Source organism: Streptomyces sp. HUAS MS02 (assembly GCF_055702265.1).
Genome location: NZ_CM146747.1, coordinates 2,534,905 through 2,549,054 on the forward strand (window position 1 = coordinate 2,534,905; position 14,150 = coordinate 2,549,054).

10 protein-coding genes are annotated in these 14,150 nt (G+C 69.4%); 2 read left to right on the forward strand and 8 right to left on the reverse strand.

Annotation, left to right across the window (positions count from 1 at the left end):
• Nucleotides 1-72 precede the first annotated feature (72 nt).
• Complete coding sequence (gene dapA, locus ACZ9QC_RS10690; RefSeq protein ID WP_215449295.1) at nucleotides 73-972, reverse strand: 4-hydroxy-tetrahydrodipicolinate synthase; 900 nt, start codon at nucleotides 970-972, stop codon at nucleotides 73-75.
• A gap of 211 nt (nucleotides 973-1,183) precedes the next feature.
• Nucleotides 1,184-1,924, reverse strand: coding sequence for an FAD-dependent thymidylate synthase (gene thyX / locus ACZ9QC_RS10695; RefSeq protein WP_220646241.1), 741 nt, complete (start codon nucleotides 1,922-1,924; stop codon nucleotides 1,184-1,186).
• Between the two features lie 189 nt (nucleotides 1,925-2,113).
• Between thyX and ACZ9QC_RS10700 the strand changes: the two genes are divergently transcribed.
• Nucleotides 2,114-2,671: a hypothetical protein gene (locus ACZ9QC_RS10700; protein ID WP_472919948.1), complete on the forward strand. Its 558-nt coding sequence runs from the start codon at nucleotides 2,114-2,116 to the stop codon at nucleotides 2,669-2,671.
• An 85-nt stretch (nucleotides 2,672-2,756) separates the two neighbouring features.
• Here ACZ9QC_RS10700 and ACZ9QC_RS10705 read toward each other — a convergent pair whose 3' ends face one another.
• From ACZ9QC_RS10705 to eccD, 6 genes are all read right to left on the reverse strand, one after another.
• A complete protein-coding gene (locus ACZ9QC_RS10705) occupies nucleotides 2,757-3,212 on the reverse strand; it encodes a tetratricopeptide repeat protein (RefSeq protein ID WP_472919949.1) in 456 nt (151 codons plus the stop codon).
• Between the two features lie 15 nt (nucleotides 3,213-3,227).
• Nucleotides 3,228-3,980, reverse strand: a complete 753-nt coding sequence (gene dapB, locus ACZ9QC_RS10710; RefSeq protein ID WP_230218218.1) for a 4-hydroxy-tetrahydrodipicolinate reductase — start codon at nucleotides 3,978-3,980, stop codon at nucleotides 3,228-3,230.
• 20 nt (nucleotides 3,981-4,000) lie between these two features.
• On the reverse strand, nucleotides 4,001-5,380 hold the full coding sequence (locus tag ACZ9QC_RS10715) for a M16 family metallopeptidase (protein ID WP_467335126.1): 1,380 nt from the start codon (nucleotides 5,378-5,380) through the stop codon (nucleotides 4,001-4,003).
• Nucleotides 5,377-7,596 (reverse strand): polyribonucleotide nucleotidyltransferase, encoded by a 2,220-nt coding sequence (locus ACZ9QC_RS10720; protein WP_472919950.1) that lies wholly within the window; start codon nucleotides 7,594-7,596, stop codon nucleotides 5,377-5,379. The genes ACZ9QC_RS10715 and ACZ9QC_RS10720 overlap by 4 nt, the downstream gene beginning before the upstream one ends.
• A gap of 457 nt (nucleotides 7,597-8,053) precedes the next feature.
• On the reverse strand, nucleotides 8,054-8,341 hold the full coding sequence (gene rpsO / locus ACZ9QC_RS10725) for a 30S ribosomal protein S15 (protein ID WP_033529274.1): 288 nt from the start codon (nucleotides 8,339-8,341) through the stop codon (nucleotides 8,054-8,056).
• 196 nt (nucleotides 8,342-8,537) lie between these two features.
• Nucleotides 8,538-10,007, reverse strand: a complete 1,470-nt coding sequence (gene eccD, locus ACZ9QC_RS10730) for a type VII secretion integral membrane protein EccD (RefSeq protein ID WP_472919951.1) — start codon at nucleotides 10,005-10,007, stop codon at nucleotides 8,538-8,540.
• Between the two features lie 163 nt (nucleotides 10,008-10,170).
• Between eccD and eccCa the strand changes: the two genes are divergently transcribed.
• A complete protein-coding gene (eccCa, locus tag ACZ9QC_RS10735; protein ID WP_472919952.1) occupies nucleotides 10,171-14,130 on the forward strand; it encodes a type VII secretion protein EccCa in 3,960 nt (1,319 codons plus the stop codon).
• Nucleotides 14,131-14,150: the final 20 nt, after the last annotated feature.

The following is a 14,150-nucleotide window of genomic DNA, read 5'->3' on the forward strand; positions in this document are numbered from 1 at the left end:
CAGTTGTGAAGTCTCGGGTGTGTCAGATGTGTCAGGTCTGACATCAGGTGGTGCGTCGTACGAAGTCCGGTGCTAGAGCTGTACCCCGCCGGCACCAAGATCGATCTTGAGCTGGGCCGTCTCCTCGGGCGAAAGTTCCACCATGGGGGCGCGCAGCGGTCCGGCGGGCAGGCCCTGGAGGGCGAGCGCCGCCTTGGTGGTCATCACGCCCTGGGTGCGGAACATGCCGGTGAAGACCGGGAGCAGCTTCTGGTGGATCTCGGTGGCCTTCTGGACGTCACCGGAGACATAGGCCTCGACGAGGGCGCGCAGCTCGGGGGTGACGACGTGGCCGACGACCGAGACGAAGCCGACCGCGCCCACGGAGAGCAGCGGGAGGTTGAGCATGTCGTCGCCGGAGTACCAGGCGAGGCCGGAGCGGGCGATGGCCCAGCTGGCCCGGCCGAGGTCGCCCTTGGCGTCCTTGTTGGCGACGATGCGCGGGTGCTCGGCGAGCCGGACGATCGTCTCCGTGTCGATCGGGACGCCGCTGCGGCCCGGGATGTCGTAGAGCATGACCGGGAGGTCGGCGGCGTCGGCGATCGCCTTGAAGTGGCGGTACAGGCCCTCCTGCGGGGGCTTGTTGTAGTACGGCGTGACGACGAGGAGGCCGTGGGCGCCGACCTTCTCGGCGGCGCGGGCCAGCTCCATGCTGTGGTGGGTGTCGTTCGTGCCGACGCCGGCGATGATGTGCGCGCGGTCGCCGACGGCTTCGAGGACGGCTCGTACCAGGTCCGATTTCTCCGCGTCACCGGTGGTGGGGGACTCGCCGGTGGTGCCGTTGATGACCAGGCCGTCGTTGCCTGCGTCCACCAGGTGGGTGGCGAGCCGCTGCGCGCCGTCGAGGTCGAGTGCGCCGTCCGCCGTGAAGGGCGTGACCATGGCGGTGAGGACCCGCCCGAAGGGGGTCTGCGGAGTCGAGGTCGGAGCCATGGGTAACACGCTACTCGCTGCTCAGGGCGCGGTCTGCCCTCGGGGGGCGGGAAAAGTCCGGACAAATGCGGAGCCCGGCACTGCCTGCTCGGGGGTTCAAGCAGTGCCGGGTCCGTTTGATCAGGCTAGATGAACTTCGCGAAATGCCGCAATACGGACACTTCGCTCGGCTGACCCGCACATCTGTGCCTGGCCGAAAGTCGACGGCCCGCTACGGCGCCACACGGCCGTTCGCATTGAACGCGGCGTGCGTGAGGGGCATGAGCCGCGCCCACTCCGTCTCCATCCGCTCGCCCACCATCTCGATCTCCCGCTGTGGGAACGACGGGACCTTGGCGAGCTCGTGCTGGGTGCGCAGACCGAGGAAGTGCATCAGCGAGCGGGCGTTGCAAGTGGCGTACATCGAGGAGAAGAGTCCGACCGGGAGGACCGAGCGGGCGACCTCGCGGGCGACCCCGGCGGCCAGCATCTCCTGGTACGCCTCGTAGGCGTGGACGTACGAGTCCTCCATGACCCGCCCGACCAGCTCCTGCTGCGCCTGGGTGCCCTCCACGAAGACGTACTTGCCGGGACGCCCCTCCTGGACGAGCTTGCGGGCCTCGTCCGGGACGTAGAAGACGGGCTGGAGCTCCCGGTACCTCCCGGACTCCTCGTTGTACGACCAGCCCACCCGGTGGCGCATGAACTCGCGGAAGACGAAGATCGGGGCGCTGATGAAGAAGGTCATCGAGTTGTGCTCGAAGGGGCTGCCGTGCCGGTCCCGCATGAGGTAGTTGATGAGGCCCTTGGAGCGCTCGGGGTCCTTCTGCAGCTCCTCCAGGGACTGCTCGCCCGCGGTGGAGACGCGGGCGGCCCACAGCACGTCCGAGTCGGCGGCGCTGTGCTTCACCAACTCGACGGTGACATCGCTGCGGAAGCTGGGCTTGAGATCGTCGACGGGAGTGTCGGTCACGGCTCGGAGGGTCCTTCCCATGGCTGCTCTCGGGCGGCGCCCACTCTACGGGGCAGCACAGACAAGGGGCCGGATGCCCAGAATTGCGCACTCTTGTGCCCCTGTTGGACCCCCGAAAGTGGTGGGGAGGGGTTCGGCTCGGTAGCCTCACCCGGCGACAGCTGTGCGTGGATCGAGTGAGGATCAGCCGTGCCCCTGCCCTTCCTGACCGCCGACCGCGCCTTCGACCAGGCGGTGGACGAGGCGCTGCCGTTCGAGGACCGTGACCGCTGGCGGCGTCCCTACCGGCCCGGCCCGTGGCGGGTCGGCGCGGCCGCGCTCCTGCTGCTGCTCGCCTCGTACGTGCTGGTCGCTGCGGTCATCATCGCGGCTGCCGAGACACTCCAGGCGGGCGCGATCTGCTTCGGGGGCGCGCTGCTCATCATCATCTGCGCCCTGCGACTGCTGCGGGTCGGCATCTGGGTGAGCGCGCGCGGGGTGCGGCAGGTGAGCTTCTTCCGCACGCGTACGGCGTCCTGGGAGGCGAGCGTCTCCGTGCGTACCGTGCAGCAGCCGGTGCGCTGGCTCGGGTTCCCGCGGTCCGTGCAGGGGCAGGCGCTGCTCCTCGTCCGCAGGGACCGGGTGCAGGAGTACGTGACGCCGTTGATGACCACGCACAACGCCGACTTCCTGGCGCGTACGGAGGCCTTCGACCGGGCGGCCGACACGATCGAGGCGTGGGCCGCGGAGTACGGACGCGCCGCGTAGCCGAGCGTCCGAGGTCGCTGACAGCGATGAGGGGCCGGTCCGCGAGTGCGGACCGGCCCCTCATCGCTGTCAGCGGTACGGCGGGTCAGGCGGTCGGCGCCGGCCTGCCGTCGTGCAGAGCGATGGCGCGCTGCATGGCCTTGCGGGCCCTGGGTGTGTCGCGGGCGTCGTGGTAGGCGACGGCGAGACGGAACCAGGTGCGCCAGTCGTCGGGGGCGTCCTCGGTCTCCGCCTTCCGCTGGGCGAAGACCGCGTCGGCCGAGTCGCGGTCGATGCGGCCGCTCGGGGTCCGCTTCAACTCGTCGACGGGCAGGCCTCCTTCGGCGTCGAGCTCGGCGGCGAGCTGGTTGGCCCGGCGGACGAACTGGGTGTTCTTCCACAGGAACCACAGGCCGATCGCCGGCAGGACGAGCACGGCGACGCCGAAGGCGATCGCGACCGGTGTGCCCGTCTCTATGAGCAGGATCCCGCGGCTGCCGACCAGGACGAAGTAGACGACCAGGACGGCTGCCGTGACGGCGTAGGTGATCTTCGCGCGCATGACGTTGTCGGCCTGTCAGCCCAGGTCGAGGAAGTGTTCGAGGCCGAAGGTGAGGCCCGGGGTGGTCACCACGCGGCGGGCGCCGAGCAGGATGCCCGGCATGAAGCTGCTGTGGTGGAGTGAGTCGTGGCGGATGGTGAGGGTCTCGCCCTCACCGCCGAGGAGGACCTCCTGGTGGGCCAGCAGGCCGCGCAGACGGACGGAGTGGACGGGGATGCCGTCGACGTCCGCGCCGCGCGCCCCGTCCAGAGCCGTCTCCGTGGCGTCGGGCGCCGGGGCGGTGCCTGCCGCGCGCCGTGACTCGGCGATGAGCTGAGCCGTGCGCGTGGCGGTGCCCGAAGGGGCGTCGACCTTCTTCGGGTGGTGCAGTTCGACGACCTCCACCGACTCGAAGTAGGGGGCGGCGATCTGCGCGAACTTCATGTTCAGGACGGCCCCGATGGAGAAGTTGGGCGCGATCAGCACGCCGGTCTCCGGGGATGCGGCCAGCCAGCCGTTGAGCTGCGCGAGGCGTTCGTCGGTCCAGCCCGTCGTGCCGACGACCGCGTGGATGCCGTGGCGGACGCAGTAGTCGAGGTTGTCCATGACCGAGGCGGGAGTCGTCAGTTCGACGGCCACCTGGGCGCCGGTCTCCGCCAGCGTCTCCAGCTTGTCGCCCCGGCTCAGGGCGGCGACCAGCTCCATGTCCTCGGCGGCCTCGACGGCCCGTACGGCCTCGGAGCCGATACGGCCCCGGGCACCGAGGACCGCCACGCGCAGCTTGCTCATTGCTTGTTCCTTAACTGGGGTTAGGCGACGGCTTCGTGCAGACGGGACGCCTGTTTGTCCTTGAGCGGGCCGATCACCGACAGTGAGGGGCGCCGGCCCAGGATCTCGCGGGCCACGGCACGGATCTCGTCCGGGGTCACCATGGCTATCCGGGTCAGCATCTCGTCGACGGACATCTGCTCGCCCCAGCACAGCTCGCTCTTGCCGATGCGGTTCATGATCGCGCCGGTGTCCTCGAGGCCCAGGACCGTGGAGCCGCGGAGCTGGCCGATGGCGCGTGCGATCTCGTCGTCGGGCAGCCCGTGCTCGGCGACCTGGTCGAGTTCGTCGCGACAGATCTTGAGCACGTCGTGGACCTGGGACGGGCGGCAGCCGGCGTAGACGCCGAAGAGGCCGCAGTCGGCGAAGCCGGAGGTGTACGAGTACACGCTGTAGGCGAGGCCGCGCTTCTCCCGGACCTCCTGGAAGAGGCGGGAGGACATACCGCCGCCGAGGGCCGTGTTGAGGACGCCGAGGGCCCAGCGGCGGTCGTCGGTGCGGGAGAGGCCGGGCATGCCGAGGACGACGTGCGCCTGCTCGGTCTTGCGCCCGATCAGCTCCACGCGACCGGCCGTGCGCAGGCCCCGGGTGCCCTCGCGCGGGGCGATGGGGGTGGCGTCGACGCGGGTGAGGGCGCCGGCGCTCTCGAAGGCGGCGCGGACCTGGCGTACGACCTTGTTGTGGTCGATGTTGCCGGCGCAGGCGACCACGAGGTGGGTGGGGTCGTAGTGCTTCTTGTAGAAGCGGCGTATGCGGTCGGCGCTGAGGGCGTTGACCGTGTCGACCGTGCCGAGGACCGGGCGGCCGAGAGGGGTGTCGCCGAACATCGTGTGCGCAAACAGGTCGTGCACGCAGTCGCCCGGGTCGTCCTCGGTCATCGCGATCTCTTCGAGGATGGCGCCGCGTTCGACGTCGACGTCCTCCTCACGGATGAGCGAGCCGGTGAGCATGTCGCAGACCGTGTCGATGGCCAGCGGCAGGTCGGAGTCGAGCACACGCGCGTAGTAGCAGGTGTACTCCTTCGCCGTGAACGCGTTCATCTCGCCGCCGACCGCGTCGATCGCGGACGAGATGTCCAGCGCGCTGCGGCGGGCGGTGCCCTTGAAGAGCAGGTGCTCCAGGTAGTGGGTGGCGCCGTTCAGCGCGGGTGTCTCGTCGCGGGAGCCGACGTGCGCCCAGATTCCGAAGGTCGCGGAGCGGACCGAGGGCAGGGTCTCGGTGACGATGCGCAGGCCGCCCGGGAGGGTGGTCTTGCGGACCGTGCCGATGCCGTCTCTGCCCTTGATCAGGGTTTGGGTACGGGCGACGGCCCGCGCCTCCGTGGAGGTGCGGGCCGTCGCCTTGGAGCTACGGGACGTCACTTGTCGCCGTCGTCCTTCTTGTCCTCAGTACCTTCCTCGCCCTCGATCACGGGGATGAGGGAGAGCTTGCCGCGGGAGTCGATCTCGGCGATCTCGACCTGGACCTTCTGGCCCACGCCGACGACGTCCTCGACGTTCTCCACGCGCTTGCCGCCGGCGAGCTTGCGGATCTGCGAGATGTGCAGCAGACCGTCCTTGCCCGGGAGCAGCGACACGAACGCGCCGAAGGTCGTCGTCTTCACGACGGTGCCCAGGTAGCGCTCGCCGACCTCCGGCATGGTCGGGTTGGCGATGCCGTTGATCGTGGCGCGGGCGGCCTCGGCGGCCGGGCCGTCGGCGGCACCGATGTAGATGGTGCCGTCGTCCTCGATCGTGATCTCGGCGCCGGTGTCCTCCTGGATCTGGTTGATCATCTTGCCCTTGGGGCCGATGACCTCACCGATCTTGTCCACGGGGATCTTGACGGTGATGATCCGCGGGGCGTTCGGGGACATCTCGTCCGGCGTGTCGATCGCTTCCATCATCACGTCGAGGATGTGGAGGCGGGCGTCACGGGCCTGCTTGAGGGCGGCGGCCAGGACGGAGGCCGGGATGCCGTCCAGCTTGGTGTCGAGCTGGAGGGCGGTGACGAACTCCTTGGTGCCGGCGACCTTGAAGTCCATGTCGCCGAAGGCGTCCTCCGCACCGAGGATGTCGGTGAGGGTGACGTAGTGCGTCTCGCCGTCGATCTCCTGGGAGATCAGGCCCATGGCGATACCGGCGACGGGGGCCTTCAGCGGCACACCGGCGTTCAGCAGCGACATGGTGGAGGCGCAGACCGAGCCCATGGACGTCGAGCCGTTGGAGCTCAGCGCCTCGGAGACCTGGCGGATCGCGTAGGGGAACTCCTCGCGCGTCGGCAGGACCGGGACGAGGGCGCGCTCGGCGAGGGCGCCGTGACCGATCTCGCGGCGCTTCGGGGAGCCGACGCGGCCCGTCTCGCCGGTGGAGTACGGCGGGAAGTTGTAGTTGTGCATGTAGCGCTTGCGCGTCACCGGCGACAGCGTGTCCAGCTGCTGCTCCATGCGGAGCATGTTCAGGGTGGTGACGCCCAGGATCTGGGTCTCGCCACGCTCGAACACGGCGGAGCCGTGCACGCGCGGGATGGCCTCGACCTCGGCGGCGAGCGTACGGATGTCCGTCACGCCACGGCCGTCGATGCGCTTCTTCTCCTTGATGACACGCTCACGGACCAGGGTCTTGGTCAGCGAGCGGTACGCGGCGGAGATCTCCTTCTCGCGGCCCTCGAACTGCGGGAGCAGCTTCTCGGCGGCGAGGGCCTTGACGCGGTCCAGCTCGGACTCGCGCTCCTGCTTGCCGGCGATGGTGAGGGCCTGGGCGAGCTCGTCCCGGACGGCGGCCGTGAGGGCCTCCAGGATGTCGTCCTGGTAGTCGAGGAAGATCGGGAACTCGCCGGTGGGCTTGGCGGCCTTCGACGCGAGGTCGGCCTGGGCCTTGCAGAGGACCTTGATGAAGGGCTTCGCGGCGTCCAGACCGGCGGCGACGACCTCCTCGGTCGGCGCCTCGGCGCCGCCCTTGACCAGCTGGATGGTCTTCTCGGTGGCCTCGGCCTCGACCATCATGATCGCGACGTCGCCGTCCTCCAGGGTGCGGCCCGCGACGACCATGTCGAAGACGGCGTCCTCGAGCTCGGAGTGCGTCGGGAAGGCCACCCACTGGCCGTTGATCAGCGCGACGCGGACGCCGCCGATCGGGCCGGAGAAGGGCAGACCGGCCAGCTGCGTGGACGCGGAGGCGGCGTTGATCGCCACGACGTCGTACAGGTGGTCGGGGTTGAGCGCCATGATCGTGGCGACGACCTGGATCTCGTTGCGCAGGCCCTTCTTGAAGGACGGGCGCAGCGGGCGGTCGATGAGGCGGCAGGTGAGGATGGCGTCCTCGGAGGGACGGCCCTCACGGCGGAAGAAGCTGCCGGGGATCTTGCCGGCGGCGTACATCCGCTCCTCGACGTCCACCGTGAGGGGGAAGAAGTCGAGCTGGTCCTTGGGGTTCTTGGAGGCGGTGGTGGCCGACAGCACCATGGTGTCGTCGTCCAGGTACGCCACGGCGGAGCCGGCGGCCTGCTTGGCCAGGCGGCCCGTCTCGAAGCGGATGGTGCGGGTGCCGAAGGAACCGTTGTCGATGACGGCCTCGGCGTAGTGGGTCTCGTTCTCCACTAGTGATTTCTCCTCGTCTTCGTCCCGGATCCCGCCCGTGTGGCAGGGGGACGGTGGCGGAGAAGCGCGCCGTCTGGTGCGGGCCGGTCTTCGATCGAAGCCCTCGGGGTTCGCAATTCCCCGGGGACCACTACCGAGGACCGGCGGCGGCGAGGTGCGCTTCTCCTCGTTCGGTGTGCGTGCGGTCGCCCGTGCCCGGGCGTCCTCACACTGTGTCGTGTCTCTTGCGTTGTGCTACCACACTACAAAGGGGTGGTGACACTCTGCACGTTTCCGCCTGTACGTCCCGCGTACGGCGGGGCCGCGCGCCCCCTCCGGGCGAGGTCGCGCCGGGATCCGGCGGGTGCCGTGGAGGGCTTACGGCAAGGCGTCAAGTACAGCGAGTACCCGCGACTACCGCGAGTACAGCAAAAGGAGCGGTCCCCATTTCCCGGGAACCGCTCCCCTGCACGGCGTCTTACTTGGCGCCCGCCGCACCGCGGCGGATGCCGAGGCGGTCGACCAGCGTACGGAAGCGCTGGATGTCCTTCTTGGCGAGGTACTGCAGCAGACGGCGGCGCTGACCGACCAGGATCAGCAGACCACGGCGGGAGTGGTGGTCGTGCTTGTGGGTCTTGAGGTGCTCGGTCAGGTCCGAGATACGGCGGGAGAGCATCGCGACCTGGACCTCGGGGGAGCCGGTGTCGCCCTCCTTGGTACCGAACTCGCTGATGATCTGCTTCTTCGTAGCGGCGTCGAGCGACACGCGATACTCCTCATGAGTCTCATTGATGCCACCGAGTGCCCCTGGTCTTCGTCTCAGGGGGGCTTCTGTGACTCGGGTGGCGGGGTCCGTCGGCGCGGTCTCCGGGTCCCTGGAAGGAGCCCGGGTGCGAACACGGACGGCCGCAGTCAGGGTACCAGGCTGGTGAGACGCGCTGAGCCGGCCATTGGGGTACCCCTCAGCCGGTGAGCGACCGGACCTGGGTGAGGACGCCCAGCACCGCCAGGCACAGCGGGATCAGAGTGAGCAGCACGAACGCCTCGGCGAGGTCGAGGAGACGGCCCCAGAAGGGGGAGAGCCCCTTCTGGGGAATGATCAGACCGATCGCGGTGAGCAGCGCGGCTCCGGCGGTGAGGGCGGCTGTGAGCCAGATGGTGCGCAGGTCCAAGGCTCCCCGGTCCGCGTGGAGCGTGAACTCGGTCAAGGCCTCGGCCGGCGGGTTGAGCGCGAGGCCGATCAGCAGGAGGGCGAGGGCCGCGACACCGGCGAGGAGAGTGCAGGCCACCTGTGACGTGTAGCGGAACAGGCGGGCGCGGATCAGCATGGCGAGGCCGGCGGCAAGGCCCAGGAGCCTGCCCCACACGTCGTCCGAGAAGCCGAGGACGGCGGCGGAGGCGACCACCACGGCGGAGGTGCCACCGACGAGGCCCAGCAGCATCTCGTGGCCGCGCCGGGCCTGGGCGGCGATGCGCTCGGCGTCGAGGGGCTCGGTGTCCTGGCCCTGTGCGGGGTCGAGGTCGAAGTCCTCGTACACGACGGAGCGCGGGGAGGCGTAACCGATCGGCAGGCGGGCGAAGCGGGCCGACAGCCCGGGGAGGAAGGCAACCAGACCGATGGCGACCGGGGCGCACACCGCGGCGATGTCGGTCGCGGAGGCGTCGGCGAGGATCGCCACGAAGGTGGCCACGGTACCGACCGCGGCGGCGAAGGTAGTGGCCACGAACGCCGCGTCCCCACTGGGGGCGAGCGCGACAAGGGCGACGGAGGCGACCAGCACCGCCACGCAGCCCAGCATGAACTGCAGTTTGCCCGGCCCCTCTCCGGCAGCCGGGCCGACGATTCCGGAGCCCGCGATGAGAAGCAGGGGCACGGCGGCAAGTCCGATGGCCGCCGCGGCCACGCGATCGGCGTACACGCGCGCGCGCACGGCCGCGTAGGCGGTCAGGAGTAGGCCCAGACCACCCGCGATGACGCCGGGCAGCCCGTTCATGTCGTGGCGGATCGGGTCGGCGTACCAGAGCACGAGAGCGACGAGCAGGAGGAGCACGGCGCCACCGATCAGCCCGGCGACGCGCAACAGGTCGTCGCTCCACAGATGGCGGTCGCGAACGACCGCGGAGGCGACCGCGTCGGAGACGTCGTCGTGGACGGCGGGTGGCAGCGACTCGGCGAAGGGGCGGAGGCTGAGCACCTCACCGTCGAGCACCCTTTCCTCGGCGAGCGAGCGAGCGCCGTCGAGGGCTGCCCCGTCCCGGCGTACCAAGTGGTAGCCCGTCGGTGCGCCCACCGGCTGGGTCTGGCCCGTCAGGCGCAGGATCTCCGGATAGATGTCGGCGATGGTGATGTCCACCGGGAGGGCAACGTCGATGCGGCTGTCGGGTGCCACGACAGTGACTCGGCAGAACCCGGTCGTCGCGGTCGTACTCACCTTTATTGACCCCCTGCTTCGCGGATGCGCACGCTGCGGGCGTCACCCTACCGGTAGGTGCCGTCAGGGGTGACAAGTAGGATCCCCGCCTAGCGGAGGGCGACCGTCACCACGGGGGTGCCGGTGGGAAACTGCTTGTCCGCATAGGGGGATTGATGCACCGGTGAGCCAGATCGTCATCAAGCGCCCACCGCGTTCCCTGCCGCCCGACGTACCCACCGATGAGCTGCGCCTGGAGGCTCCTCCAGAACTGCCGCGGGGTCAGCAGGAGGGCATGCTGATGCAGATCCTGCCGACGCTCGGCATGGGCTCGTCGGTGGTGTTCTACTTCGTCTCCCCGAACGCCCATCCGTTCATGCGGATCATGGGTGTGGTGATGCTCGTGTCGACGGCCGCGATGGTGATCGCGCAGATCGTCCGACACCGTCGCGGTACGCAAGGGCAAATGGCCGATGTGCGTCGGGACTATCTCAAATACCTCGCGCAGACCAGGCGTACCGTGCGAAGGATCGGTTTGAAGCAGCGCGACGCCCAGCTGTATCTGCACCCCTCTCCCGAGCAGTTGTGGTCAGTGGTCGCCGAGGGCAGCCGCGTGTGGGAACGCCGTGTCGGGGACGCGGACTTCGGTCAGGCACGTGTCGGTCTGGGACCACAGCAGTTGGCCTCTCCCCTGGTGGCTCCCGAGACAGCGCCTGTGGACGAGCTCGAACCCCTGTGTGCCGGCGCCATGCAGCGTTTCCTCGCCGTGCACGGTCAATTGGACGGGCTGCCGGTCGCGGTGTCGATGCGGGCCTTCTACCACGTGACGGTCTCCGGCGAGCCGGAGCACGCCCAGGCCACGGCGCGCGCGCTGGTCGCTCAACTCACCACCCTGCACTCCCCCGACGATCTGCTGCTTGCCGTGGTCGCCGCCCCCGCCGCGGTCGGCCGCTGGGACTGGACCAAGTGGCTGCCGCACAGTCAGTTGGCCGGGCAGTTCGACGGCGCCGGCACCCGGCGGCTGTTCGGTGACGACCTCGGTGAGCTGGAACAGCTGCTGTCGGCCCAACTCGAAGGCCGCCCGCGTTTCAGCCGCGACGGCCAGCCGGTACTGGACCAGCCACACATCGTCGTCGTCCTCGACGGCGGGATCGTACCCCCGACCTCAGCGTTCGCGGCCGCCGAGGGCTTGCAGGGCGTGACGATCATCGAGGTGGTCCCGGGCGAGCTCGACCAGCCCCGGGGAGGTCTCTCCATCGTCGTACGGCCGGACCGGCTGTGGTTGGACACGGGTGCCCCACTCGCCTACGAAGGCACCCCCGACGGGCTGTCCCTGCCCGCCGCCGAGGCACTGGCCCGGCAACTGGCACCCCTGCGCATGGGCGGTGGGAACGACGACGAACCGCTGCTCGCCAACCTGGACTTCACCGAGCTGCTGGGCCTCGGCGACGCCGGCTCCGTGGACGTGGCGCGCACCTGGCGGCCGCGGTCGACGCCGGAGCGCCTGCGGGTGCCCATCGGTGTCGGCGAGGACGGGCGACCAGTGATGCTGGACCTCAAGGAGGCCGCGCAGGACGGTATGGGCCCGCACGGTCTGTGTGTGGGCGCGACCGGTTCCGGCAAGTCGGAGCTGCTGCGCACGCTGGTGCTCGGCCTCGCAGTCACCCACTCCTCCGAAACGTTGAACTTCGTCCTCGCGGACTTCAAGGGCGGCGCCACCTTCGCCGGCATGTCCCAGATGCCGCACGTCGCCGCCGTCATCACCAACCTCTCCGACGATCTGACCCTCGTCGACCGCATGGGCGACGCGATCCGCGGCGAACTCCAGCGTCGCCAGGAGCTGCTGCGCTCGGCGGGCAACTACGCCAACATCCACGACTACGAGAAGGCGCGGGCCGCAGGTGCTCCGCTGGAGCCGCTGGCCTCGCTCGTCCTCGTGATCGACGAGTTCAGCGAACTGCTGACGGCCAAGCCCGACTTCATCGACATGTTCATCCAGATCGGCCGCATCGGCCGCTCCCTGGGTGTGCACCTGCTGCTGGCCTCGCAGCGCCTGGAGGAGGGCCGTCTGCGCGGTCTGGACACCTATCTGTCGTACCGGATCGGTCTGCGGACGTTCTCGGTCGCGGAGTCGCGTGCGGCGCTCGGGGTTCCGGACGCCTACCACCTGCCGTCCGTGCCGGGTTCCGGGTATCTGAAGTTCGGCACTGACGAGATGACCCGCTTCAAGGCGGCGTACGTGTCGGGTGCGTATCGCTCCGGTGGCCCAGAGGTCCCCGGTGACCGGACACCGATCGAGCGCCGACCCGCTCTGTTCACGGCGGCCCACGTACCGGTCACGTACGCGGCCGCGGACCCCGCACCGACTCGAGCCCCCGCGCGTCCGGATGACGACGCCCTGGCGGACACGGTCCTCGACGTCATCGTGCAGCGTCTGGAGGGCCAGGGTGTGCCCGCCCATCAGGTATGGCTACCGCCGCTGGACCGGGCGCCGACGCTGGACCAGTTGCTGCCGGCGCTCGCGTCGACAGCCGAACGGGGACTGCAGGCCGCCGAGTTCACGCGACTGGGCGGGTTGACGGTTCCCGTCGGTCTGATCGACAAGCCGTTCGAACAGAAGCGCGAGGTGCTCTACCGGGACTTCTCCGGCGCGGCGGGTCACATGATGGTCGTCGGCGGCCCCCAGTCCGGCAAGTCCACGCTGCTGCGCACGTTGATCGGCTCCTTCGCCGTGACCCACACGCCGCACGAGGTGCAGTTCTACTGCCTCGACTTCGGCGGTGGAGGCCTGTCGTCCCTGTCGGACCTGCCGCATGTCGGCGGGGTCGCCTCCCGGCTGGACCCCGAGCGGGTCCGCCGCACGGTCGCGGAGGTGGCGGGCACCCTCAACCGCCGCGAGCAGTTCTTCCGTGCCAACGGCATCGACTCCATCGGCACGTACCGTCGGCGGCGTGCGGCCGGCGAGCTGCCCGGCGAAGCCTGGGGCGACGTCTTCCTGGTCATCGACGGCTGGGGCAACTTCAAGGGCGACTACGAGGGGCTCGAAGGCATCGTCCACGACATCGCCGGCCGCGGCCTCGGCTACGGCATCCATGTCGTTCTCTCCGCCTCGCGCTACATGGAGGTGCGGTCCGCGCTCAAGGACCAGATCCTGGGCCGACTGGAGCTGCGCCTCGGTGACGTCATGGACTCCGAGTTCGACCGCAGGGTCGCGGCGAACGTGCCGGCGGGCGTCCCGGGCCGCGGTCAGGTGCCGGAGAAGCTGCATTTCATGACGGCGCTGCCGCGTATCGACTCCTCGTCCGACGCGAACGACCTGTCGGAGGCCACGGCTCAACTGGTGCAGGCGGTCAAGGGCAACTGGCAGGGGCCCGCGGCCCCGACGGTCCGCCTGCTGCCCCGCAGGCTGCCGGCAGACCAGTTGCCCAAGGGCTTCGAGTTCCCGCAGCACGGCATCGCGATCGGTATCGACGAGGCCAACCTCGAACCGGTCTTCATCGACTTCGAGACGGACCCTTTCTTCCTGGTCTTCGGAGAGAGCGAGTCGGGCAAGACCAACCTGCTGCGTCTCATCGCGAAGCAGATCGCCGAGCGCTACACGCCCTCGGAGGCCCGGATCGTCGTCGGCGACTACCGAAGGACGATGCTGGAGGCGGTCTCCGAGGAGCATTTGCTGGAGTACGCGCCGATGGCGTCCGCCATGAACGTCCACATGGACGCCATCCGGCAGTTCATGGAGATGCGCGCGCCCAAGCCCGACATCACACCGCAACAGTTGCGCGACCGCAGCTGGTGGAGCGGCCCGCAGCTGTTCATCATCGTCGACGACTACGAGCTGGTCGCCACGAACTCCGGGAACCCTCTGTCGGCTCTCGTCGAACATCTGCCCTTCGCGCGTGACGTGGGCGTCAAGTTCATCATCGCCCGTAACGCGGCGGGGGCCTCGCGCTCCATGTACGAGTCGTTCATGCAGCGGGTGAAGGAGCTCGGCGCGCAGGGCCTCGTCCTGTCCGGCGACCCCATGGAGGGCGACATCCTCGGCAACGTCCGGGCGCGGCCCATGCCACCGGGACGAGGCACGTTCGTCTCACGGAAGCGCGGAACCCCTCTTATCCAGGTGGGCTTGCTTCCGCAACGCCATTAGAGTGATGAAGGGCATGACAA